Annotated in this window: 20 protein-coding genes; 11 read left to right on the top strand and 9 right to left on the bottom strand. The window is 68.4% G+C overall.

All coding sequences use genetic code 11. The annotated features are described in order from the left end of the window. Nucleotides 1–95: 95 nt before the first annotated feature. The 4 genes from VSR71_RS15670 to VSR71_RS15655 all read right to left on the bottom strand — a co-directional run bounded on the left by VSR71_RS15670 (nucleotide 96) and on the right by VSR71_RS15655 (nucleotide 4,415). Complete coding sequence (locus VSR71_RS15670; RefSeq protein WP_342914770.1) at nucleotides 96–761, bottom strand: response regulator transcription factor; 666 nt, start codon at nucleotides 759–761, stop codon at nucleotides 96–98. After that, complete coding sequence (locus VSR71_RS15665; RefSeq protein ID WP_342914769.1) at nucleotides 758–1,846, bottom strand: PAS domain-containing sensor histidine kinase; 1,089 nt, start codon at nucleotides 1,844–1,846, stop codon at nucleotides 758–760. The genes VSR71_RS15670 and VSR71_RS15665 overlap by 4 nt, the downstream gene beginning before the upstream one ends. Before the next feature lie 249 nt (nucleotides 1,847–2,095). Then, a complete protein-coding gene (locus VSR71_RS15660; RefSeq protein WP_342914768.1) occupies nucleotides 2,096–3,235 on the bottom strand; it encodes an acyl-CoA dehydrogenase family protein in 1,140 nt (379 codons plus the stop codon). Further along, nucleotides 3,228–4,415, bottom strand: a complete 1,188-nt coding sequence (locus VSR71_RS15655) for a CoA transferase (protein ID WP_342914767.1) — start codon at nucleotides 4,413–4,415, stop codon at nucleotides 3,228–3,230. The genes VSR71_RS15660 and VSR71_RS15655 overlap by 8 nt, the downstream gene beginning before the upstream one ends. A gap of 93 nt (nucleotides 4,416–4,508) precedes the next feature. On the opposite strand from VSR71_RS15655, the gene VSR71_RS15650 reads away from it, so the two are divergent. Both VSR71_RS15650 and VSR71_RS15645 read left to right on the top strand, forming a co-directional pair. Further along, complete coding sequence (locus VSR71_RS15650) at nucleotides 4,509–5,537, top strand: LysR family transcriptional regulator (RefSeq protein WP_342914766.1); 1,029 nt, start codon at nucleotides 4,509–4,511, stop codon at nucleotides 5,535–5,537. A 58-nt stretch (nucleotides 5,538–5,595) separates the two neighbouring features. Next, entirely contained in the window at nucleotides 5,596–6,399 is an 804-nt protein-coding gene (locus VSR71_RS15645; RefSeq protein WP_342914765.1) for a BPL-N domain-containing protein, read from the top strand. A gap of 15 nt (nucleotides 6,400–6,414) precedes the next feature. Here VSR71_RS15645 and VSR71_RS15640 read toward each other — a convergent pair whose 3' ends face one another. From VSR71_RS15640 to VSR71_RS15620, 5 genes are all read right to left on the bottom strand, one after another. Then, entirely contained in the window at nucleotides 6,415–7,482 is a 1,068-nt protein-coding gene (locus tag VSR71_RS15640; RefSeq protein ID WP_342914764.1) for a DUF2955 domain-containing protein, read from the bottom strand. After that, a complete protein-coding gene (locus VSR71_RS15635; protein WP_342914763.1) occupies nucleotides 7,472–8,626 on the bottom strand; it encodes an HlyD family secretion protein in 1,155 nt (384 codons plus the stop codon). The genes VSR71_RS15640 and VSR71_RS15635 overlap by 11 nt, the downstream gene beginning before the upstream one ends. Next, nucleotides 8,623–10,200, bottom strand: coding sequence for a TolC family protein (locus tag VSR71_RS15630; RefSeq protein ID WP_342914762.1), 1,578 nt, complete (start codon nucleotides 10,198–10,200; stop codon nucleotides 8,623–8,625). The genes VSR71_RS15635 and VSR71_RS15630 overlap by 4 nt, the downstream gene beginning before the upstream one ends. Nucleotides 10,201–10,218: 18 nt before the next feature. Continuing rightward, the gene (locus VSR71_RS15625) at nucleotides 10,219–11,340 is read right to left on the bottom strand and encodes an AI-2E family transporter (protein ID WP_342914761.1); all 1,122 of its coding nucleotides are present in this window, start codon (nucleotides 11,338–11,340) and stop codon (nucleotides 10,219–10,221) included. A gap of 158 nt (nucleotides 11,341–11,498) precedes the next feature. Next, nucleotides 11,499–11,939: a ferritin-like domain-containing protein gene (locus tag VSR71_RS15620; protein ID WP_342914760.1), complete on the bottom strand. Its 441-nt coding sequence runs from the start codon at nucleotides 11,937–11,939 to the stop codon at nucleotides 11,499–11,501. Between the two features lie 201 nt (nucleotides 11,940–12,140). On the opposite strand from VSR71_RS15620, the gene VSR71_RS15615 reads away from it, so the two are divergent. The 9 genes from VSR71_RS15615 (at nucleotide 12,141) to VSR71_RS15575 (ending at nucleotide 22,391) form a co-directional block, all read left to right on the top strand. Next, nucleotides 12,141–13,049 carry an adenylate/guanylate cyclase domain-containing protein gene (locus tag VSR71_RS15615; protein WP_342914759.1) on the top strand — a complete coding sequence of 303 codons (909 nt, stop codon included), beginning with the start codon at nucleotides 12,141–12,143 and terminating at the stop codon, nucleotides 13,047–13,049. A 204-nt stretch (nucleotides 13,050–13,253) separates the two neighbouring features. Continuing rightward, nucleotides 13,254–13,709: an Ohr family peroxiredoxin gene (locus tag VSR71_RS15610; RefSeq protein ID WP_342914758.1), complete on the top strand. Its 456-nt coding sequence runs from the start codon at nucleotides 13,254–13,256 to the stop codon at nucleotides 13,707–13,709. 138 nt (nucleotides 13,710–13,847) lie between these two features. Beyond that, the gene (locus VSR71_RS15605; RefSeq protein WP_342914757.1) at nucleotides 13,848–14,309 is read left to right on the top strand and encodes a MarR family transcriptional regulator; all 462 of its coding nucleotides are present in this window, start codon (nucleotides 13,848–13,850) and stop codon (nucleotides 14,307–14,309) included. Between the two features lie 39 nt (nucleotides 14,310–14,348). Beyond that, complete coding sequence (locus VSR71_RS15600) at nucleotides 14,349–14,600, top strand: hypothetical protein (protein ID WP_342914756.1); 252 nt, start codon at nucleotides 14,349–14,351, stop codon at nucleotides 14,598–14,600. Between the two features lie 70 nt (nucleotides 14,601–14,670). Continuing rightward, nucleotides 14,671–15,864, top strand: a complete 1,194-nt coding sequence (locus tag VSR71_RS15595; protein WP_342914755.1) for an MFS transporter — start codon at nucleotides 14,671–14,673, stop codon at nucleotides 15,862–15,864. Nucleotides 15,865–16,073: 209 nt separating this feature from the next. Next, entirely contained in the window at nucleotides 16,074–16,583 is a 510-nt protein-coding gene (locus VSR71_RS15590; RefSeq protein WP_342914754.1) for a sigma-70 family RNA polymerase sigma factor, read from the top strand. Then, the gene (locus VSR71_RS15585; protein WP_342914753.1) at nucleotides 16,576–17,595 is read left to right on the top strand and encodes a FecR domain-containing protein; all 1,020 of its coding nucleotides are present in this window, start codon (nucleotides 16,576–16,578) and stop codon (nucleotides 17,593–17,595) included. The genes VSR71_RS15590 and VSR71_RS15585 overlap by 8 nt, the downstream gene beginning before the upstream one ends. A 133-nt stretch (nucleotides 17,596–17,728) precedes the next feature. Then, a complete protein-coding gene (locus tag VSR71_RS15580) occupies nucleotides 17,729–19,933 on the top strand; it encodes a TonB-dependent siderophore receptor (RefSeq protein ID WP_342914752.1) in 2,205 nt (734 codons plus the stop codon). A gap of 37 nt (nucleotides 19,934–19,970) precedes the next feature. Then, nucleotides 19,971–22,391, top strand: a complete 2,421-nt coding sequence (locus tag VSR71_RS15575; protein WP_342914751.1) for a TonB-dependent receptor — start codon at nucleotides 19,971–19,973, stop codon at nucleotides 22,389–22,391. Nucleotides 22,392–22,395: the final 4 nt, after the last annotated feature.

Raw genomic sequence — 22,395 nt, 5'->3', positions numbered from 1 at the left:
GCCCCGTGACCTGAAGCGTAGGTGCCGGCGCGCGCCGGCTGCATCAGGATCGGCTGAATTCGACCTAAGGATCGGCCTAGATGCGCCGCACAAACCTACGGGATATCGCTCACCTCGCCGACCTCCCCCGCGTCCGCCAGCAGCCCGTGCCGGATGGCGTAGTGCACCAGCCCGGCAGTCGACGTAAGCTCCAGCTTGGCCAGGATGTTGGCCTTGTGGGTGCTGACCGTCTTGCCGCTGAGCGACAGCGTCAGCGCGATTTCATTGATGCCCTGCCCTTCGGCCAGCATCTGGAACACCTGCAGTTCGCGCGCCGTCAGCCGCGCATGCGGCAACACCGCCAGCTGCCGCGCCTGCCCGATCAGCTTGTCGGCGATCGCGGCCGACACCGCGGTGCCGCCGCGCGCCACCTTGCGGATGGCGCCGATCAGCTGGTCCGACTCGACATTCTTGGTCAGATAACCGGCGGCGCCGGCGCGGATCGCCTGCACCGCGTACTGCGACTCGCGGTACATGCTCAGCACCAGCACGGGCAGCGCCGGATAGCTGGCCTGCAGCTGCTGGATCAGCACGATGCCGCTGCGGCCCGGCATCGACATGTCGAGCAGCAGCACGTCCGGCAGGCCGGCGCGCAGCAGCGCGATCAGTTCATTGCCGTCGGCGGCCTCGGCCACCACCTCCATGTCCGGCACCGTGGACAGGATCTTCTTCAGCCCGTCGCGGATGATGGTGTGGTCATCGGCCAGCAGGATGCGGATCATCTGGCGTCTCCTCCGGTAGCCCCGGTAGCCCCGGTAGCCCCGGCAACGCCGGCGTCGCGCGGAATCAGCGCCTCGATGCGCGTGCCGTGGCCCTTCTCGCTGCTCACCAACAGCTTGCCGCCCAGCATCCGCGCACGCTCGCGCATGCCGAGCAAGCCCAGGCTGCGCCGGCGGCCGGTGACGGAGGCATCGATGCCGCAGCCGTTGTCGGCAACCACCAGCCGCAGCATGCCGCCCGCTTCGCCCAGTTCGACGCGGACGCGATCGGCCTGGCCATGGCGGCAGGCATTGGTCAGGGCTTCCTGCGCGATCCGGAAGACCGCGGTGCTGACTTCCGCACCGAGATCCGCCACCGGCTGGAGCGCCCTTTCGCAGGCAATGCCGGTGCGCTCCGCCAGTGACTCGACCAGCCAGTCGATCGCCGAGGCCAGTCCCAGCTCGTCCAGCACTGGCGGGCGCAGGTCGGCCGCAATGCGCTGCACCGCTTCCACGGTCGAGTCGGCGATCTCCTTGAGCATCTGCACGTGCTTGCGGTACGCGTCGTCGGCAGCCGGCCCCTGCTGCGCCTCGATGAAACTGAGCCCCAGGCGCAGCGCCGTCAGCGACTGCCCCAGCTCATCGTGCAGTTCGCGCGAGATACGGGTGCGTTCGGCCTCGCGCACGGATTGCAGATGCGCGGACAGCTCGCGCAGCTGCGCGCGCGAGGCCAGCAGTTCCTGCTCGGAGCGCTTGCGGTCGGTGATATCGCGCGAGATCCCCACCGTGCCGATGACCTCGCCGCGCGGGTTGCGGATCGGCATCTTGATGGTGTCGAACCAGCGCACGCTGCCGTCCTTGCCATGCCGGCTCTCCTCGTAGCGGTGGCGCTCGCCGCTGTCGACTACCGCCCTGTCGGTATCGAGATAGACCTGGCCCCATTCCGCCGACCAGACCTGGTCCGGCGTGTTGCCCACGATCTCCGCCTCGGTCCTTCCGCATGCGGCCATGAAGGCGTCATTGACCAGCACGTAGCGCGAGCCGGCGTCTTTCAGCCAGGCCTGGTCCGGGATGTTGTTCAGTATGGCGCGCTGCAATTCGACATCCATGCCTCCCCCTTTGCAGGGCCGCCCGCAGCCCCGCCGCTCCGGTCATTCGGATTGATTCGGGACGCGCATGCATTGATGCCGATTGCGCATTGATTGCGCATTGGTTGCGCACCAAACGCGCCAGGGGCGATACCCCCTGTCCCACCGCTGACTATAACCAGCGGCTGGCGGCGGCGCCCTTGTCGTTTTCCTGAATGGGCGAGATCGCCGTATGCGGGCGGGGCGTTCGCGGCGCCCCGCCTGCGCCCCCTATCCCAGCACCGCGCGCGCGATCACCGTGCGCTGGATCTCCGACGAGCCTTCGTAGATGCGCAGGATGCGCGCATCGCGCACCAGCCGCTCCAGCGGCATCTCGCGCGTGAAGCCGTAGCCGCCGTGGATCTGCAATGCGGTATCGGTGACGAAGGCGACCGTCTCCGAGGCATAGAGCTTGGCCATCGATGCATGCTCGGTGAAAGGCTCGCCGTCGCGGCGCCGCACCGCCGCCTGCAGCGTCAGCAGCCAGGCCGCTTCCAGCCGCGTGCGCATGTCGGCGAACATCCACTGCAGGCCCTGCTTGCGCGCCAGCGGCTCGCCGCCGACCTGGCGCTGCCTGGCCCAGTCGACCGCGCACGCCAGTGCCGCTTCGCTGATGCCGAGGCTGGTCGCGGCCACGTCGAGGCGGCTGTTGTCGAGCACCTTCATCGCGGTGCGGAAGCCGCTGCCTTCCGCTCCCAGCCGGTTTGCGGCGGGGACGAAGCAATCCAGCGCCACCTCGTGCGCCGGTGCGCCGCGGATGCCCATCAGCTTCTCGGCGGGCGCGATGTCCACGCCGGCGCTGCGCCGATCCACCACGAAGGCGCTGATGCCGCGCGTGCCGGCCGCGGGATCGGTCTTGGCGTAGACGACGATAAAGTCGGCGGCGTCGGCGTTGGAGATGAAATGCTTGACGCCACGCAGTCGGTAGCCGTCGCCTTCCGGCGTGGCGCGCGTGGCCATGTCGGCGGGGTTGGAGCCGGCGCGCGGCTCGGTCAGCGCGAACGCGCCCAGCTTGCGGCCGGCGGCAGCATCCGGCAGGTAGCGATCGCGCAGCGCGTCGTCGCCGCCGATCAGGATGGAGTCGGTGGCCAGGTAGTGCGCGCCGATCATCGACGAGGTCGAAGCGCAGGCCTTCGCGACTTCGGCAAGCGACAGGATCAGCGCGACCGGCGAGGTTTCGGTGCCGCCCCAGCGTTCCGGCAGGTTCATGCCCATCAGGCCGAGTTCGGCAAGCTGGGGCACGTAGCGCGTGGTGGAGGTTTCCGCGCGGTCCACTTCGGCGGCGTTCGGGGCCAGTTCGCTCTGCGCGAAGCGGCCGATCGCATCGGCGATCTCCAGGTCTTCCGCTTCGACGCCCATTCGCTTATGCATGTTGCTTCTCCTTATCGAAATCGTGCGCGGCCAGGATGGCCTCGGTGTGCTGGCCCAGTGCCGGCGCTGGCGTCACGCGGTTGGCGCCGTACGCGGAGAACTTGACCGGCTGCGACGGCAGCCGCACGGTGCCGCCGCCCGTGTCGGGCACCTCGGTCAGCAGGCGGCGATGCGCCGCGTGTTCGCTTTCCAGCGCTTCCCTGACATTGCGGATCGGCGCGACCGGGATGCCGGCGGCGCCGAGCACTGCGTTCACCTCGGCGACAGTGCGCGTGGCCGACCAGCTTTCCAGCATGGCGCGCAGGTCGGACTCGAAGCGGCAACGCGTCTCGTCATCGGCAAAGCGCGGGTCCTGCGCCATCGCGGGCTGGCCGATGGCGTCGGCGAGCGCCTGGAACAGCTTGTTGTTCAGCACCGCCACCACATAGAAGCCATCCGCGGCGCGGTACGCGCCAAACGGCGCCGACGACGGATGGCGGTTGCCGACACGGCGCGGCGCCAGCCCGGTGGCCGCGTAGCGCGCGACCAGCGTGGCGCTGAGGCTGAGCGTGGCGTCGAACATCGACACATCGACATGCGTGCCGCGGCCCGTCTTCGCGCGCGCCAGCAGCGCGGCCAGCACGCCCCACGAGGCGAACAGGCCGCTGACCGCGTCGGACACGGCCTCGCCGAGCATGGTCGGCGCGCCGTCGGGCGCGCCGGTGGCGTCCATCAGCCCGCACATCGCCTGCAGGATGATGTCGTAGGCCGGTCGGTGCGATTCCGGGCCGGTCTGGCCGAAGCCCGACACGCTGGCATAGACCAGCGACGGGTTCAGTTCGCGCAGCGCGGCGTAGCCGATGCCGAGCTTGTCCGCCACGCCGGGGCGAAAGTTTTCCACCACCACGTCGGCACCGCGGCATAGCGCGCGGGCGACCGCCAGACCGTCCTGCGTCTTCAGGTCGATCACGATGCTCTGCTTGTTGCGGTTCATCGCAGAGAACAGGCCGCTCTTGCCCTCGGCGAAGGGACCGACCGCGCGATAGTCGTCGCCGCCGGGCGGCTCCACCTTGATGACTTCGGCGCCGAGGTCGCCGAGCAGCGCGGTGCAATAGGGGCCGGCGAGCACGCGCGAGAAATCGATCACGCGCAGGCCGGCTAGCGGGAGATCGGGCAAATCAGGCAGGTTGGATTGCGTCATGGTCTTGCTCCTCCAGGGCTTGTGGGCCGATTCTGCGCAGCGCTGGGTATCAAGTAAAATATTGATTTCTAGTAGTACCTATAGGATTTTCTAATGACATCGCAGCCGTCTCCGTCGCAGTCCGTGCGGTCCTTGCGCTCCTCGCGCATCTCGCTGCGCCTGTTGCGCTACTTCGCCGCCACGGCGGAAACCGGCAGCACCACGGCCGCCGCGCGGCTGCTCAATGTCTCGCAGCCCTCCATCTCGGTCGCCATCCGCGAGCTGGAAGCCTTGTTCGACGAAGCCCTGTTCGCCCGCGATGCGGGCACAAGGCTGGCCCTGACCCGCTTCGGGACACGCAAGCTGGCTGAAGCGCGCCAGATCCTGGGCGCGGCAACGGCATTCGAGGTCGACCAGAGCGGCGACGGCGACGCCGGCGAGGTGCGCATCGGCGTGTTCCGCACGCTGGCGCCGGCCTACCTGCCGGCGGTGCTGCGCGTGGCGCGCGAGCGCTATCCCCGGCTCGCCGTGCGTTTTGTCGAGGGCGACCTGGCCCAGCTGGAAGACTGGCTGCATGGCGGCCAGATCGAGCTGGCGCTGACCTACGACGTGGGGCTGCCTGCCGAGATCGGCCGCGAGGTGCTGGCGCAACTGCGGCCCTACGGGCTGGTGCCGGCCGGCTCGAAGCTGGCCCGCGGCAAGGCCGCGATCTCGCTGCACGCGCTGGCGCGCGAGCCGCTGATCCTGATCGACCTGCCGCACAGCCGCGAATTCCTGATGGCGCCGTTCTGGCAGTTCGGCCTGCAGCCTGAGGTGCGCTACCGCGCCACCTCGCTGGAACTGGCGCGCAGCATGGTGGCGAACGGGCTGGGTTCGGCGCTGCTGATCACGCAGGCGCCAGCGTCCGGCCAGTCGGCCAGTGTCGTGGAAAAGCCGATCCTGGAGGAAACGGTGCGCCAGCCGCTGGTGATCGCGCAGGCAGGTGCCGGCCAGACGCGCGCCGCGGCGCTGCTGGCGGAATGCGTGCGCGAAGCCGTACGCGAAACCATGGCGGCGCGGTCGGCCGCGCCGGCGCGCAAGCAGAAGCCTGAACCCTCACGCCCCGGGAAAGCCGGTACTGCGCCAGCGCGAAAACTGAGGTAGAAAGCAAGCCAGGGGCGCGCGTTGCCCGCGCCACCCCGAGCAAATCGCCACGACCAGCATGTCCAAGCCCCAGATCCTGACCTATGTCGACGCCGGCGCCTCCGACTGGACCGCCTGCCTGATGCGCACCATCGGCCACCAGCTGCAGGCCGGCGCCTATGAAATCCGCGCGGTCATGGCCGACGATATCCGCCACGACGCCACGCTGTTCGACGACGCGGTGATGTTTGTCATGCCAGGCGGTGCCGACCTGCCCTACTGCGCGGCGCTCAATGGCGCACCCAATGCGCGCATCCGCAGTTTTGTCGAACGCGGCGGCGTCTACCTCGGCATCTGCGCCGGCGCCTACTACGCGTGCCGCGAACTTGCCTTTCACGCCGGCACCTCGGGCGCGATCTGCGGTGCGCGCGAGTTGCGCTTTGTCGACGCGGTGGCGGTCGGCTCCTTGCCGGACCTCACCGGCGGGCGCCTGTACGACGGCACGCCGCGCACCGCCGCCGCCGTGGAGATCCGCACCACCGGCCACCTGACGCCGGCGCCGGTCTCGCTCTACACGCACTACCACGGCGGCTGCCTGTTCGATTTCGGGGGCGAGCCCGGCCCCGATACGCAGGTGCTGGCGGTCTACACGGGCATGGCGGGCACGCCGCCGGCGATCGTGGCCGCGCGCGTCGGCTACGGACGCGCCATCCTGACGGGGGTCCATCTGGAGATCTCCGAGCGCGAGTGCAAGGACGCGCTGCGCGGCCACAGCGACATGGACGCCCACGTCCACGTGTGCCACCGCCTGGCGGAGACCGGCGATACCCAGCTGGCGGTCTTCCGCCAGTTGCTGGCGCATGGCGGACTGGCGCTGGGATAGAACGCGGCGCCCGTATCAGCGTGCCGCGCTGCGCACCGCGCGCGGCTGGTCGAGCAGCTCGATCATCAGCCAGGCGTACAGCGTGACGCCGATAAACAGCCCCATGCGCACGATAAAGGCGGTATAGACGTCCTTGCCGGCCGCGCTGTCCTGCACCGACTGCCCCAGCAGGATCACCAGCGTCACCAGCGTATTGAGCCAGAAGCCCGGCGCCTGGCGCGTGGGACTGAACCCGTAGAGCTTGCGCGCCACCAGCAGCGCGAACAGCAGCATCCACAGGAAATACATCCACAGGTGCACGAACAGGCTGAGCGCGCCCCAGAACACGATCGCCAGCAGGCCGCCGAGCAGCGTCGAGCCCAGCAGCTCGCGGCCCGCGTTGCGCGCCGAGGTGGTGCAGCTCTGCCGGCCCAGACTGACCGCCTTCATGATGATCGGCATGTAGATGGCGGGATCGGTCATCGTGAGCAGGAAGGCCGGCATCACCACCAGCGCCGCCCGCAGCGCCACCCACGCCGCCAGGTCGTCCGGCAGCGCGCTGGCCGGGGGCGCCGGGGGCACGCCTGCTGGCTCGGGAAAGAGCCAGTGGCCGAGCGCCAGCGCCAGCACCGCCAGCAGCAGCCCCTTGACCAGCGCGGCAATGACCGTCACGGCCAGGCCGAAGTCGAAGGTGCCTGCCGCCGAGATCATGGTCAGGCCGACCACCAGGAAGGTCGACACCAGGTTGTTGCCGCCGCGCAGCCCGTAGCGGAATGCCAGGAACAGGCACAGGCCGGTCAGCAGCACGCCGCTCGCCGGATAGTGGCGCAGCAAGGGAATCAGCAGCAGGCCGCTGCCGGTGGTCAGCATCGTCACCAGCGCCAGGCCCACGCCGGCCTTGAACGCCAGCGGGCGGTTCATGCTGGCGAGCAGGAATATGGCCAGCACTGGCGCGAGCATCGGGATCGGCAGGCCCAGCCCGAAGCTGGCCGCCAGGCACCACGCGGTGCCGCTGGCCAGGCGCAGCGCGCGCCGTGCGCGCGGCGAAGGCGGCGAAGGCAGTGAAGGTGCCGGCGGCCCCGGCGCGGGGCTGTCAGTAGACATAGGACAGCCAGCTCATCAGGTACAGAAAGGCGCGGCCGAGCGGGTTGAGCGGATTGCCTTCCGTTGGAAATGCCATGACTTCCGCCTGTCCGCCAACGCGCACGCCGCGCAGCGACGACAACTGGCCAGGATCGAACTCGACCGTCACCGGGAAACGCTGGGCCGGGCGCAGCCAGTCGCGGCTGTTCTGCACCGTCGGCAGGCTGCCGGGCTGCGTGGGGGGCCCGCCGACGCTGACGCCGTAGCCGACGCTGCGCACGCGCCCGGTGAAGATCCGCCCCGGCAGCGCATCCAGCACGATCGCCACGGGCGTGCCGGGCACCACGTGACCAAGGTTGTTCTCGGTCATCTCCGCGTTGATCCACACGTCGTGGATGGTGATCAGCGTCATGACCGGATGGCCCGCGGCGGCAAACTGGCCGGTCTCGGTGCGCAGGTCGGTGACCAGCCCGGCCGAGCGCGCGCGCACGCTGGTGTTGGCCAGGTCCAGCTCGGCCTTTTCCAGCGCGGCGGCGGCGCTGCGCAGCTTGGCATTGTCTTCCGCGCTGCCGCCCTCCTGCTCGCGCGCGCGCTGGACCTCGGCGCGGGCCGCGGCCACCTGCGCGGTAGCCGCTTCCAGGCTGGCACGCGCGATCTCGAGCCGGCGCAGCGATATGGTGCCCGGATCTTCGCTGTACAGGCGCTCCAGGCGTTCGCTGTCCTGGCGCGCCTTGACCTCGTTGGCGCGCGCCGCTCGCAGCGCCGCCTGCGCCGATTCGATGCCGGCGGTGCTGGCGCCGATCTGCCGGCGCGTCGACTCCAGGTCGGCGCGCGCGCGGTCGGCGGCGATCCGGTAGTGCTGCGGGTCAACCTCGAACAGCACCGTGCCAGCCGCCACGTCCTGGTTGTTGCGCACATGGACGCGCGTCACGCGCCCCGCCACCTCCGACGCCACCGGCACCACGAAGGCCTGCACGCGCGCTTGCTGGGTATAGGGCGTAAGCCGGTCGGCCAGCAGATACCACACCAGGCTCCCGGCGATCAGCACGAGCACCCAGCGGATGCCTTTCCTGGCCGGATCGGCGGCCGGTGCCGCTGCGGGCGGCGGGGGCGCGGGTGGCTGCGCTGGCGGCGGGACTGCTGCGGGCTGTGGCGTGTCGCTCATCGGGCCTCCGCGTTGGACACCTGCCGTGGTGTCGCCGGAACGCCCGCCGCCCCGTCGGGCACGGCCGGCCGTTCGGCTTGGTCGAAGAGGTCGCCCCAGTTGGTGCGCTGCTGCATCTGCTGGCGCGTCGCCGGGTCGACCAGAGGCAGTTCGCTGTGCCAGCCGCCGCCCAGCGCCCTGTACAGCGCGATCAGGTTGCTCACGGCGCTGCTGCGGTTAAGCACGTAGGCATCCTGCTGCGCCGCCAGCGCGCGCTGCGCGTCCAGCACGCGCTGGAAGTCGGAATAGCCTTCGCGATAGAGCGAGTTGGCCAGCGACAGCGAACGGTTGGCGGCAACGGTGCCTTCGCGCAGGATCTGTTCGCGCTCCAGCGCCTTGAGCAGGCCGCTGGCGGCATCGTCGGCTTCGCGCGCGGCCTGCCGCACCGCGTCCTGGTAGGCCACGATCAGCTGTTGCAGGCGTGCGTCCTGCACCCGCACGTTGTTGCGGATGCGGCCATAGTCGAACACGTTCCAGCGCAGGCTGGGCCCGCCGACCAGCGCCAGCGTGTTGGGCGTGCCGGCCAGCGTACTGGCGGACCAGACGATGCTGCCCAGCAGCGACAGCGACGGGTAGAGATCGGCCTCGGCCACGCCGATCAGCGCCGACTGCGCCGCGATCTGCAGTTCGGCGGCGCGCACATCCGGTCGGCGCACCAGCAGGCTGGCGGGCACGTCCTGCACCACGGCGCGGTCGATCAGCGGAAGCGCCCCTTCCCGCTCCGCGAGATCCGGCAGCTCCGGCAGCGCGCCGGGAGGGTGGCCCGCCAGCACCGCGAGCGCATTGCGCGTGCGCAGGATCTGGCCCTCGAACTCGGGGATGCTGCTGAGCGTGCCCAGGTACTGCGTCTTGGCTTGCTGCAGGTCGAGCTCGTCGGTCTCGCCGCTGCGGAACAGGCGTTCGGTGATTTCATAACTGCGCTGCTGCAGCCGGGCGTTGTCGCGGGCGATGCGCAGCCGCGCCTCGGCGGTGCGCAGCGCGAAGTAGGTCTCGGCCATCTGGGCGCGCAGCAGTACCAGCACATCCTCGTGATTGGCGCGCGCGGCAAAGTATGCGGCATCGGCCGATTCGATGGCGCGGCTGAAGCGCCCCCAGAAGTCCAGTTCCCAGCCGATGTCGAAGCCCGCGCTGAACTGCCAGAAGCGGCTGTTCTGCGGGTTGCGTCCGCCGGCCTGGCGGCTGGCGGTGTAAAGCACGTCGGTGCTCACCTGCTGCAGCTGCGGGTAGCGGCCGCTCTGGGCGATGCCGAGCTGCGCGCGCGCTTCCATCACGCGCAGGCCGGCGATGCGCAGTCCGGCGTTGTTGGCATCGGCCTCGGCGATCAGGCGCTCCAGCGTCGGGTCGCCGAATACCTGCCACCACTGCCGCAGGTCGGGGGCGGGGCGCTGCTCAATGGTGCCCTGCAGCGCAGGGCTGTCCCATGTGGGCGTCCACGCCTCGCGCTGCGGCTGGAAGTCTGGCCCCACGCGCGCGCACGCGCCCAGGCACAGCACGCCGGCCAGCAGCAGTCCGTTCGGCCGGTTGCGGGCGGGCATCGGGCGAACCGGCCAGCACTATTCCGCGGTCTGCTCGATCGATTCGGGCACCGGCTGGGCAGGCTGCGCAGGCGGCTGGTCTTCGACCCACTGCCAGAACAGCCGGTAGGCCACCGCCAGCATCACGGGGCCGATAAACAGCCCGATGACGCCGCCCGTCACCATCCCGCCCAGCGCGCCGATCAGCACCACCGGCATCGGCACGTCCACGCCGCGGCCGAGCATCAGCGGCTTGAGCACGTTGTCGGCCAGTCCCGCGATAAAGGTGTAGATGGCAAATATCACGGCCGCCCCGGTGGCGCCCTCATTGGCAAAGACCAGGATAATCACCGGGATGGTGATCAGCGTCGCCGGCAGCTGCATGATGCCGAGCAGCAGCACCGCCAGCGCCAGCAGGCCGGCGCCGGGAATGCCCTTGATCACGAAGGCGACGCCGATCAGCAGCATCTGGATGAAGGCAATGCCCACCACGCCCTGCGCCACCGCGCGGATGGTGGCAGTGCACAGCATGGCCAGCCGCGGGCCGCGCTCCGGGCCGAACACGCGCGAGGCGATCTGCCTGGCACTGCGGGTCCCTTCCTCGCCATAGGCCATGATGATGCCGGCGATGATCAGCGCGAACAGCAGCACCAGCAGGGCCACGCCGACGCCGGCGAGCTTGCCCAGCAGCGCCAGGCTGAAGCCCTTGAGTTGCGGCATCAGCTTTTCCATCACCGCGGTCATGTCAGTGGCAGCCTGCAGCCAGAAGTCATAGAGGCGCTCCCCGACGAACGGCCAGGCGGCAACCGACTCCGCCGGCATCGGGATACGCACGCGGTCGTCCCTGACCATGGCGATGGCGTTCTCCACGGACTCGACCAGGGCCGCGCCCAGCAGGTAAGTCGGCACCAGGATGATGGCGAGGACCAGCACCACGATCAGCGTGGCGACGCGCCCGTCATGGCCGCCCAGCCGCGCGCGCAGCCTGACCTGCAGCGGGTACATGGTGACCGCCAGGATCACCGCCCACAGCAGCAGGTCGACGAACGGGTGGAAGATCTGAAAGCAGAAGACCGCCAGGACGGCGATCAGCCCGGCGCGGATCAGGACGTCAAGCAATCCGCGGGACAGCGCTTTCTCGGAAATGGGCGTGGGCAACATCGATCGTCTCCCTGCGGCACAAGCCGCAAAGGTTCACATCGGTACGCCAGCGTTGCGCTCCGTGCCGGCCGAAATCCAGTCTAGGCGAGCCAGGGGACTCGGGCAACCTTTCCGTCACCCGGGGCCACAGGCGCGCCCTGGCCGGGGCACGCACGGGCTTACGGTTGTCCGGGCTTGCGCAGCATCTTCTCGACCTCGCCGGCGTGCAGCTCCTCCAGCTGGATCGACTCGCGCGCATATTCTTCCAGCGCCACCGAGCGGCCCTCGACCAGCGCCAGCAGCTGGCGGTACAGGTCCAGCGCCCGCCGCTCGGTCGCCAGCGATTCGCGCAGGATGGTGCCGATGTCGGTGGTGTGGCTGTCCAGCAGCGCGGCGATGCCAAGCGAGGGATACGCGCCCAGGGTGGTGATCCACTCCCCGGCCTGCTGCGCATGGAGCAACGATTCGCTGGCCTGCTCGCGCAGCCAGGACACCACCGGGATGCGGCCGAAGCCGAACACCAGGAAGGAATAGTGCGTATAGCGCACGACCCCGGCGAGTTCGGCTTCCAGTATCTGGTTCAGCACCCCGACGACCTTGTCTTTCTCGATTTCCGCCATGGCATCTTCCTCACGGGTTGCAGGGACAAAAGCAGGCTGATTCATTCTAGTCGGCGCCACGCCACACCTGCGCGTTCGCGCACTGGCGGCGAATGCGTGCGGGGCAGCAATCCGGCATCGGAATTCCTATCATGCAGACGTGGCGCGCGCCTGAGGTAGCCGCGCGCGGCCCGCCCGGAAAATCTGACAACATCGCCGGTGATGCAAAAGGATCCAGGTTCGCCAGCTGACCAATGCGACGGCGCCGTGATGTTCGCGGACATCTGCGACAGCACGCGGCTCTACGACAAGGCCGGCGACGCGGTGGCACTCGCCGCCATCCGCCATTGCCTGGGGCTGATGAAGGCGCGCGCCGCGCTGGCGCAGGGACGCGTGGTCAAGACCATCGGCGACGAGATCATGGTGCTGTTCCCCGGCGCCGACCATGCGATGCAGGCCGCACTCGACATGCAGGAAGGCGTGGCCGGGCTGGCGCCCATCGCCGGCATTGCCTTGTCGATCCATATCGGTTTCCACCATGGCCCGATCCTGTCGGACGAAGGCGGCGACGTGTTCGGCGACACGGTCAACCTGGCGGCGCGGCTGGTCAAGCTGGCTTCGCGCGGGCAGATCATCACCAGCAAGCATGCGGTGGAGCAGTTGTCGGCACCGCTGCGGCAGATGACGCGCGCGCTCTATCCGATCCAGGTGCGCGGCAAGCACCAGCTGATCGAGCTGTACGAGGCGATCTGGCAGCAGAACACCGAGCTGACCCTGGTCGCGCCGGACGTCGCCGTGCGCCGCTCGCTGTTCCTGTCGCTGCGCTACCGCGACACCCTGTTCGAGATGGACGCCACCTCGGCGCCGCTGACCATCGGCCGCGACTCCACCATGAGCATCGTCATCCTGGACCGGCAGGTGTCGCGCTTCCAGGCCACGGTCGAGCCGCGCGGCGGCCGCTTCGTGCTGATCGACCGCAGCTCCAACGGCACCCACGTCCGCATCGATGGTGAAGACAGCCTGATGCTGCGCCGTGACGAGATCACGCTGCGGGGCCACGGCTGGATCACGTTCTCCCCGCCCGGCGATGCCGGCCAGGAGGCGATCGAGTTCTTTGTCGAGGAAGACTGAGGCGGGCAAGCGCACAGTTGCACGGTGACGCGTAAATTCTCCTTGACTTCGGCCGGGCCATATCCCATCATGCTTTCCATCGCATGCGATTGAATCGCTTGCGAATCGATCAGCGGAAGCTGATTGTTTTTTGCCGATATATATCGTATGCGATGTAATCGCATACGATTATAAAACCCAAACCCCACCGAGAGGAACCCCACCATGAGCAAGATCGCCAAAGTCCTGGCCAGCGGCAAGACCTACACCACGTTCAGCGCCGCCGGCAACACGCCCCGCGGACATGACGGCACCGTCGACATGCGACTGTCGTCGCCCGGCACCGAGGCCAACCCGACCCATGTCTTCGATGGCAGCGATGCGCATCCCACCGCCGAGCGTCTGTTTGCCGCTGCGTGGTCGGCGTGCTACATCAGCGCGGTGGCCCTTGCGGCCAAGACGCACAAGCTGACGCTGCCCTCCGACCTTGCCGTCGAGATCGAGGTGGACCTGGGCCAGACCGGCAGCGAGTACCTGCTGCAGGCCCGCCTGAACGTGCGCATGCCAGGCGTGCCGCACGACGTGGCGACGGCGGTCGCGCATGCCGCCGATGAAATCTGCCCGTACTCCAAGGCCACACGCGGCAACATCGACGTGGCGATCAACGTCATCACCGGCTGACGCAGGCGCACCGCGCCGGTCCGTGCCCGCCAAGGCGCGGACCGGCGCCCATGGGTCGGAACCTGTTACCGCCTTCGCGATACAATCGCATACGACCTATAATTTCCCGCAGCGTCATCCAGGCACGGGAGCCAGACCATGAAAGCCACCGACAAGGCCGCCGCCGCGGACCCCAAGCTGTCCGATTTCCTCTGCTTCGCCGTCTATTCCGCCAACCTGGCATTCGGCAAGGCGTACAAGCCCGTCCTTGAACAGCTGGGCCTGACCTACACGCAATACATCACCATCGTGGCGTTGTGGGAGGAAGACAACCAGACCGTGGGCAGCCTGGGCGAAAAGCTTTTCCTGGAATCGAACACGCTGACGCCGATCCTGAAGAAGCTGGAAGCCATGGGCTACGTCGAGCGGCAGCGCGATCCCGAGGACGAGCGCCAGGTGCGGGTCAGCCTGACCCGCAACGGGCGGCGCCTGCGCGAAAAGCGCCTCGAAGGCAGCCTGGCCGGCGCCACTGGCCTGGCGCCGGAGGAGTTCGCACGCCTGCAGAAGGCGGTGGCGACGCTGCGCAACAACCTGATCCGGTCGGTCCGGCCCGGCGACTGAAGACGTGCCGGCGACCGCCCTGCATTGCGAGCTACTGACATGAACCACGCATCCACCCCGTACAGTCCGATCAGCTGCGAATTCCACGACCTGCTCGAAGCCGTGGCCACCATGCGCCGGCCCGCCGTGATCCGCTATCGCGACGATGATGGCGCTGCGCGGCAGGTGACGGCGACGATCACCGATATCTTCAGCCGCGAGCGGGCGGAGTTTGTCTCGCTCAGCTCGGGCGAGGCGCTGCGACTGGACCAGCTCGTCGAGGTCAACGGCGACAAGCTCAGCGACTACTGAGCCCTCCCCCGGCTTTACCTCCCTCCTTGCCCTATCCTTCCAAGGAAACACACCGGGCAAGGTGGGCAGCATGCGCGCATTGATCTTCTGCTCCGTGCAGTTCCTGCTGGCGGTCACGTGGACCCTCTACGTCGCGTTCCTGCCGCAGCTGGCCACGCAGGCAGGCATCCCGCGCGCGCACGTGGCGTGGATCCTGGTGATGGACCAGGTGATCTTCGTCGCCATGGACCTGGCGCTGGGCATCGCCGCCGACCGTGTCGCCAATGGCATGCGCCGGCTCGGCGGCTGGATCCTGGCGCTGTCGGTGGTTTCCGCGCTGGCGTTCGTGCTGCTGCCTTCGGCTTCCTCGCCTGTGCTGCTGCTTGCCCTGACCGCGCTGTGGGCCGCCACCTCTTCGGCCTTGCGCGCGCCGCCCATGGTGATCATCGCGCGGCGGCTGCAGGGATCGGCTTCGTCGTTCCTGATATTGGCGTCGCTGCTCGGCATCGGCCTGGCCGGCGCGGTGGCACCGGTGCTGACGGCGCGGCTGCGCGAGGCTTCGCCGTTGATCCCCTTCGCCGCGGCCAGCGCGGCACTGGTGCTGGCCGTGGTGGCGCTGCGCTGGGTGGAGCCGGCGCCGACAAGCGAGCGTGCCGACGCGGCGCCGACTGCCAGCGCCGGCCCGCGGCGCCTGTGGCTGCTGTTCGCGGCGGTCTGGCTGCTCGCGCTGGGCTTCCAGGTCCACACCGCGATCAATTCGGGGCCGGCCTACCTGCGCTTCGTTGCCAGCGCCGAGCTGGTGCGGGTGATGCCGGCGTTCTGGATCGGCTTCGCCCTGTGCGTGCTGCTGCCCGAGACGCCATGGCTGCGGCGCTTTCCTGCCTGCGTGCTGCTGCTCGCCGCATCGGTACTGGGCACGCTGGCCTTGTCCGGCTTCATTGCCGCCGCGTCGCTGCAGGCGGTGCTGGCCGCGCAATGCGTGGCCGGGGGCATGTGGGGCCTCATGTTCGGCGCGGCGGCCAATGCCGCACTCGATGCCGGGCATGTGGGCCGCGAAGGCAGGCTCACCGGACTGGTGTTTGCCGTGCTTGCCATCGCCGCTTTCCTGCGCATCGCCATGGTGGCGTCCGGCGCCGCCAGGGGCACGATGCTGGCCAGCCTGATGCCGTGGGTGCCGGCGCTCGCATGGAGCGCGGGCGCGCTGCTGCTGGCGTTCTTCGTCGCGGCAAACCTGCCCTATGTCGCCGCCCGCACTCACACATTGCGCCAGCAGCGCTCCGGCTAGCGCGAGCAACGGCGGCGAACCCCGCTGTCCTGTCTCCCGTTCACAACGCCCGCTTTCCCTCTAACTGAGAATGAGTTACATTTAGCCAACCATCCGCAGCTTCTCTCGCGAAGGTAAGCCTGACTTCGCATCCATGCCGACAAAGACGTTTCTCATGCCGACCCTACCTCCCGCCAAGGCCGGGAGTCTCCGCGAGGCGCCTGGTTGCCATGGCCGCCGCTGAACCCGTGATCCACGCGCAGGTCAACGAGCTCTACCACGATCACCACGGCTGGTTGCAAGGCTGGTTGCGGCGCAAGCTGGGTAACGCGTGCGATGCGGCCGATCTGGCGCAGGATGTGTTCTTGCGCCTGCTGCACCGCGACCTGGCTCCGATCAGGGAACCGCGCATCTACCTGGGCCGGATCGCCGACGGTCTTGTCATCGATCACTGGCGCCGGCGCGCGCTGGAGCGCGCCTGGCTGGAAACCCTGGCGCAACTCCCCGAGGCGCACGCGCCCTCGCCTGAAAGCCGCCTTGCCTTCCTCCAGGCGCTGATCGAAATCGACCGCTTGCTGGATGCGCTCAAGCCCAAGGTGCGCAGCGCATTCCTGTGGGCCCAGCTTGAAGGACTGACCTGCCGGCAAATCGCCGAACGGCTGGGCGTGTCGCTGTCGACCGCCGAGCGCTATATCGGCACGGCGCTGCGGCACTGTTACACCGTGCGCTTCGGTGACTGACGCCACCTCGCGCGGCGCTGCAACGTCCACTTCGCCGCCGTCGGTCCCATCGGACATTGTCGACCAGGCCATCCAGTGGGCCGTCCGGCTCCAGTTCAGCGAGGCCGACGCGGGTGCGCGCGAGCGCTTCGCGCAATGGCTGCAGGCCGATTCGCGCCATGCGCTTGCCTGGCAGCGCATGCAGTCGCTGCGCGACGATTTCACCAGGGTGCCGACGGGCTTGGCCCTGCCCACGCTGCAAGCCGCCGATGCCATGCGCAAGACTGGCGCCGGAGCCCGCCGGAAGGCGCTCAAGACGCTGGCTTTCGGTGGGGTTTCGGTGCTGGCCGTGTCGGCGGCGAGCCGGTTCGCGCCGTGGCAGCGCTGGCTGGCCGACGCCAGCACCGGCACCGGCGAGCAGCGCACGCTGCATCTGGAAGACGGCACCACGGTCGTGCTCAATACCGATACCGCGATCCGCACCCGCTTCGATCCCGACCGTCGCGTCCTGACCTTGCGGCGCGGTGAAGTGCTGGTGACGACCGGCCACGACGCGCGCTTTGCCGCGCAGCCGTTCTGGGTGCAGACGCCGTTCGGCTCGCTGCGCGCGCTCGGCACGCGCTTTGTGGTGCGGATCGACGCCGATCATGCGCGCATCAGCGTGCAGGAAGGCGCGGTGGAGATGCATCCCGGCAGCGGCGCGGCGCGCGGCGTTGCCGAGCCTGGCACCACCTGGGAAATGTCGGACGCGGCAGCGGGCCAGGCGATCTCGCCGACAATCGCCGCGGATGGATGGGCGAACGGTGTGATCGCCGGCAATGACATGCGCCTGGCCGATGTGCTGGCTGAACTGGCGCGCTACCGCACCGGCCGCATCGTCTGCGATCCGCGCGTGGCCGACCTGCGGGTGTCGGGCGCCTACCGGATTGCCGATACCGATCGCGCGCTGCGCTTCCTGGCCCATTCGCAGCCGATCCGGGTGTCGTATCGCACCCGCTTCTGGGTCATGGTGGGGCCGGCAGAGGGCCGCTAATCACCGCTGACCTCCACTGACACCTTCTCGGCACGTGCCAGGAAAATTATTTCAGAAAAAGTGAGGGGATCTGGATTCTCGTCCGGCTTTACAGGCAGTAACGCAACTCACCTTACTGCCGGAACAGAGAATCATGCCTGCCAACGACCTTCAGCATTCCCTTCCCGCGCTCAGCCCGATGACGGCTGCATTGCGATCCGCGTTGTTCTGCCTTGCCGTCGGGGCCACCGGCGCGTCGCCGGCGTTGCGGGCGCAGACCGAGACGGCCGAACCGCAGGCCGCGACCACCTTGCCGGCCGTGACCGTGACGGCTGCCGCCGAGCCCTCGGGCGAGCTGCCCCGGCCTTATGCCGGCGGCCAGACGGCGCGTGGCGGGCGGCTCGGCCTGCTCGGCAACCGTGACGTCATGGACACGCCATTCGCTACCTCCAATTACACTGCGCAGCGCATCGAAGACCAGCAGGCCGTGACGCTGGCCGAGGTACTGGGCGGCGACCCGTCGACACGCTTCACGGGCCAGATCGGCGGCGTGACTGACTCCTTCATGATCCGCGGCTTCCCGATCAATGAAGGCAACCTGTCTGAAGTGGCGTTTGACGGCGTCTATGGCGTGTCGCCGAACTACCATCTGTTTACCGAGTACATCGAACGCGTGGAGGTGCTCAAGGGCCCGGCGGCGATGCTTTACGGGATGTCGCCGAACAGCGGCGTGGGCGGCGTGGTGAACATCGTGCCGAAACGTGCCGGAGCCACGGATCTCACCCGCTTCACGCTGGACTACACCTCGGACGCCCAGGTCGGCGGCGCCGTCGACCTGGGCCGCCGTTTCGGTGAAGCCAAGGAATGGGGCATCCGCTTCAACGGCCTGCACCGCCAGGGGCCGACGCCGCTGGACAACCAGAAGTCGCGAGCCGAAGTCGCCGCGCTGTCTCTGGACTATCGCGGCGAGCGCTTGCGCGCCTCGCTCGACCTGATCGAGCAGTACCAATGGATCGATGCGCCCACGCGCCCGTTCCTGGTAGCCAGCGGCCTCCCGGTGCCCGCGGCGCCGGATGGCCGCCGCAACGTGACGCAGCCCTGGGGCTGGTGGAAGTCGAACGACGTCTCCACGCTGCTCCATGTGGAATATGACGTGGCCGACAACGTGACCGTGTTCGCCGACGCCGGCGGCACGCGTTCCGACGTCGCGCGCCTGTCCGACCAGACGCCGACGATCCTCAATGCGGCCGGCGATACGTCGTCGGCCATGCAGCGCTGGCGCTTCCAGATCAACCGTTCATCGTTCGATACCGGCGTGCGCGCGAAGTTCGACACCGGCCCCGTTCGCCACGCTCTGGCGCTGCAGGCCAACCTGTACTCGGACCGCATTGCCAATGCCAATGTGTCGGGCACCCCGGTGCAATCGAACATCTACGCGCCGGTGGCGCGGCCGGCCCAGTCCATCCCCGCGCCGCAGTTTGTGCCGAAGGTGTCGGATTCGACGCTGTCCGGCGTGGCGTTGATCGATACGCTGAGCGCGATGGATGAGCGCGTGGCATTGACGCTGGGCCTGCGCTACCAGAACGTAGAGTCGAATAACTACGTCGCGGCCACCGGCGCGAAATCGGCCGCCTATGAGGAGAGCGCCGTCACGCCGCTGGCGGGCATCGTATTCAAGCCGTGGCGCCACGTGTCGTTCTACGCCAACTACGTGGAAGGCCTGAGCAAGGGCGATATCGCACCGGCCACGGCTTCGAACGCCGGGCAGGTGTTCGCACCGTACAAGACCAAACAGCAGGAGGTTGGCGTGAAGGTCGACAGCGGATCGCTGCTCGCCACGCTGGCAGCATTCCGCATGACCAAGCCGAGCGGCCAGCTCTACGGCACGGTTTACGCCGTCGACAGCGAGCAGCGCAACCAGGGGCTGGAACTGACGGTGTCGGGCGAAGTACTCAAGCGCGTGCGCTTGCTGGGCGGCGTAACGCTGCTGGACGCCGAACTGACCAAGACCAACAGCGCTGCCACGCAGGGCAACCGCCCGGTTGGCGTGCCCAACGTCATGGCCAACCTCGGCGCGGAGTGGGACCTGCCCTGGTTGCAGGGCCTGACGCTGACAGGCGCGGTCAACTACACCGGCAAGACCTATGTGAACCAGGCCAATACGCAGTCGGTGCCGTCCTGGACCACCTTTGACTTCGGCGCCCGCTATCGCACCAGGGTGGCAGGCAAGGCCACCACCTTCCGCGCCAGCGTGATCAATGCGTTCGACCGTCGATACTGGTCGGGCGTGGCATCGTTCGGCACGGTGTCGCTCGGTGCGCCGCGCACCGTACTGGCGTCGATGACCGTGGATTTCTGATGCGAGGGCCATGACCGCGAGCTGCCGTGCGACTACGTTGTCGGTCATCGTCGCGCTGGCGCTCGCGTTGGCGGCGCCGGTGCGCGATGCCGCGGCGCAAGCGCCGGCAAGTGCGCCGGTAAGTGCGCCGGTAAGTGCGCTGGCAAGCGCGCCCGACAGCCGCATGTACGCCATCACCGCCGGCCCGCTTGATTCGGCGCTGATCCGCTTCGCGCAGCTGTCGGGAATCGACATCGCCTACGACGCCGCGATGCTTGGCCGCCTGCAAAGCCCGGGCCTGCGGGGTCGGTTCACCATTCCGGACGGACTGAGGGAATTGCTGGCTGACAGCGGCCTGGAAGCCGTGGCCCTGCCTGACGGCGGGTATCGGGTACGCAAGCGCGAAGGGTCGCTGGCCGGGAAGGCCGAGGCGGTGCAGACCCTGCCGACAGTCACTGTCTCCGGCTCCATGCTGCCAGGCGATCCTGCCACTGTCTCAGGCGGTCAACTGGCACGCGTGACGCGCCTGGGGCTGCTGGGCAATACCGATGTCATGGACGCGCCCGTGAGCACGGTCGGCTACACGGCCCAGGCGATACAGGATCAGCAGGCGCGCACGGTCGGCGACATGATCGAGAGCGATGCGTCGGTGCGTTCGGTCAGCAAGCCTGGCGGCATTCTCGATGCCTACACGATTCGCGGATTTCCCTTCAGCAACGGAAACTTTGGCGAGATAGCGTTCGACGGCATGTACGGCGTGGCGTCCAACTATCGCGTATCCACCGGCTACGTCGAGCGGATCGAACTGATCAAAGGCCCGGCGGCCGTCCTGACGGGGATGGCACCGGGCGGCAGCGTCGGCGGCGGCATCAATATCGTGCCGAAACGCGCCACTGGCATGGATGCGACGCAGATCGGCGCGGGCTATGCATCGGCCGCGCAAATCGGAGGATCAGTAGATCTGAGCCGCCGGTTCGGCCCAAAGCGGGAGTTCGGGGTGCGCTTCAATGGCGGCTATCGCAGCGGCGACACAGGGCTCGATCAGCAATCGCGCCGCGCCGGAGTGGGTGCGCTGGCGCTCGATTACCAGGACAGCCGCTTGCGCGCGACGCTCGACGCGATCGTCCAGCGCGAGTCCATCGCCGCGCCCTCGCGTTTGCTCCACATCGTGCCTGGCATCGGCGTTCCCGACGCGCCGGACGGCCGTCGCAATATCTCGCAGTCGTGGGAGTCGTCCGGGATCAGCGATCAGTCCGCGCTGCTGCGTGCTGCCTATCAATTCAGCGAGCAACTGGAGGGTTTTGTCCACGCCGGCGGCGGACGTACCCGCGTAGCCCGGCTGTTCGCAATCGCGCCCACCATCGTCAATGAACAGGGCGATGTGGCCGTGTTCGATACCAACTATCGCTTCAATGTCGCGCGGGCCAGCGCGGAGACAGGCTTGCGTGGAACGTTCGACACCGGCCCGGTCAGGCACCGGATCGGACTCGCGTTCAGCGGCTACCGCGATCAGCTCGAGCGCGGCCTGGTGAATTCCAGCGTGACGTCGTTGACCAATATCTATGCGCCGGTGACGCTCCCGCCGCAGTCGATCGCCGCACCAGACGATGTGCCAAAGATCTCCCAGACCACGCTCTCCGGCATGGCCCTGGTCGATACCCTGACTGCCTGGGACAGTCGGCTGCAGTTGACGCTGGGGCTGCGCTATCAGCGCATCCGTTCAGACAACTTCGGCCCCGATGGCGCGACGACGGCCCGCTACGGCCAGGGCGCCGTGACGCCCATGCTAGGAGTGGTGGTTCACCCGCACGACAACATTGCCTTGTACGCCAACCGCATCGAGGGACTCAGCAAGGGAGATACCGCGCCAACATCGGCGACCAATGCCGGCGAAGTGTTCGCGCCGTATCGCGCGATCCAGTACGAACTCGGGGCCAAGGCAGAACTAGGCCGCCTGATCGCCACGGCCAGCGTCTTCCAGATCAAGAAGCCGGGCGGCGAGATGTCGGGGGGCGTGTTCGCAGTCGGCGGGGAACAACGGAATCGCGGCATTGAGCTGGGTTTCTACGGCGCGCCGCTGCAAGGTATCCGCGTCAACGCCAGCGCGATGTGGCTGGATGCCACGATCACCCGGAGCTCCGTCTCGCAGGGCAAGGTGCCTATCGGCGCGCCATCGCTGCAAGGCAATTTCGGCGTCGAATGGGATACGACGTGGTTGCCAGGCCTGACGCTGACCGGCGCCATGGCTTATACCGGCGGGCAGTACGTCGACGCTGCCAATACCCAGCGCATTCCCGCCTGGACCCGCTTCGACCTTGGCCTGCGTTATCGCGCCGAACTCGGCCAGCATACGGCAACGTTCCGCATCAGCGTGCGCAATGTGCTGAACCGGCGCGGATGGGCCGCAGTCGATGCCTATGGCGGGCTTGCGCCGGCCGACCCGCGGACCGTCCTGGCTTCGGTAGCGGTGGATCTTTAGCCGG

Source organism: Cupriavidus oxalaticus (genome assembly GCF_038900635.1).
GTDB classification, from domain to species: Bacteria; Pseudomonadota; Gammaproteobacteria; order Burkholderiales; family Burkholderiaceae; genus Cupriavidus; species Cupriavidus oxalaticus_B.
Note: the sequence above shows the minus strand (reverse complement) of the source record. Positions and strands in the feature narration are given on the sequence as shown.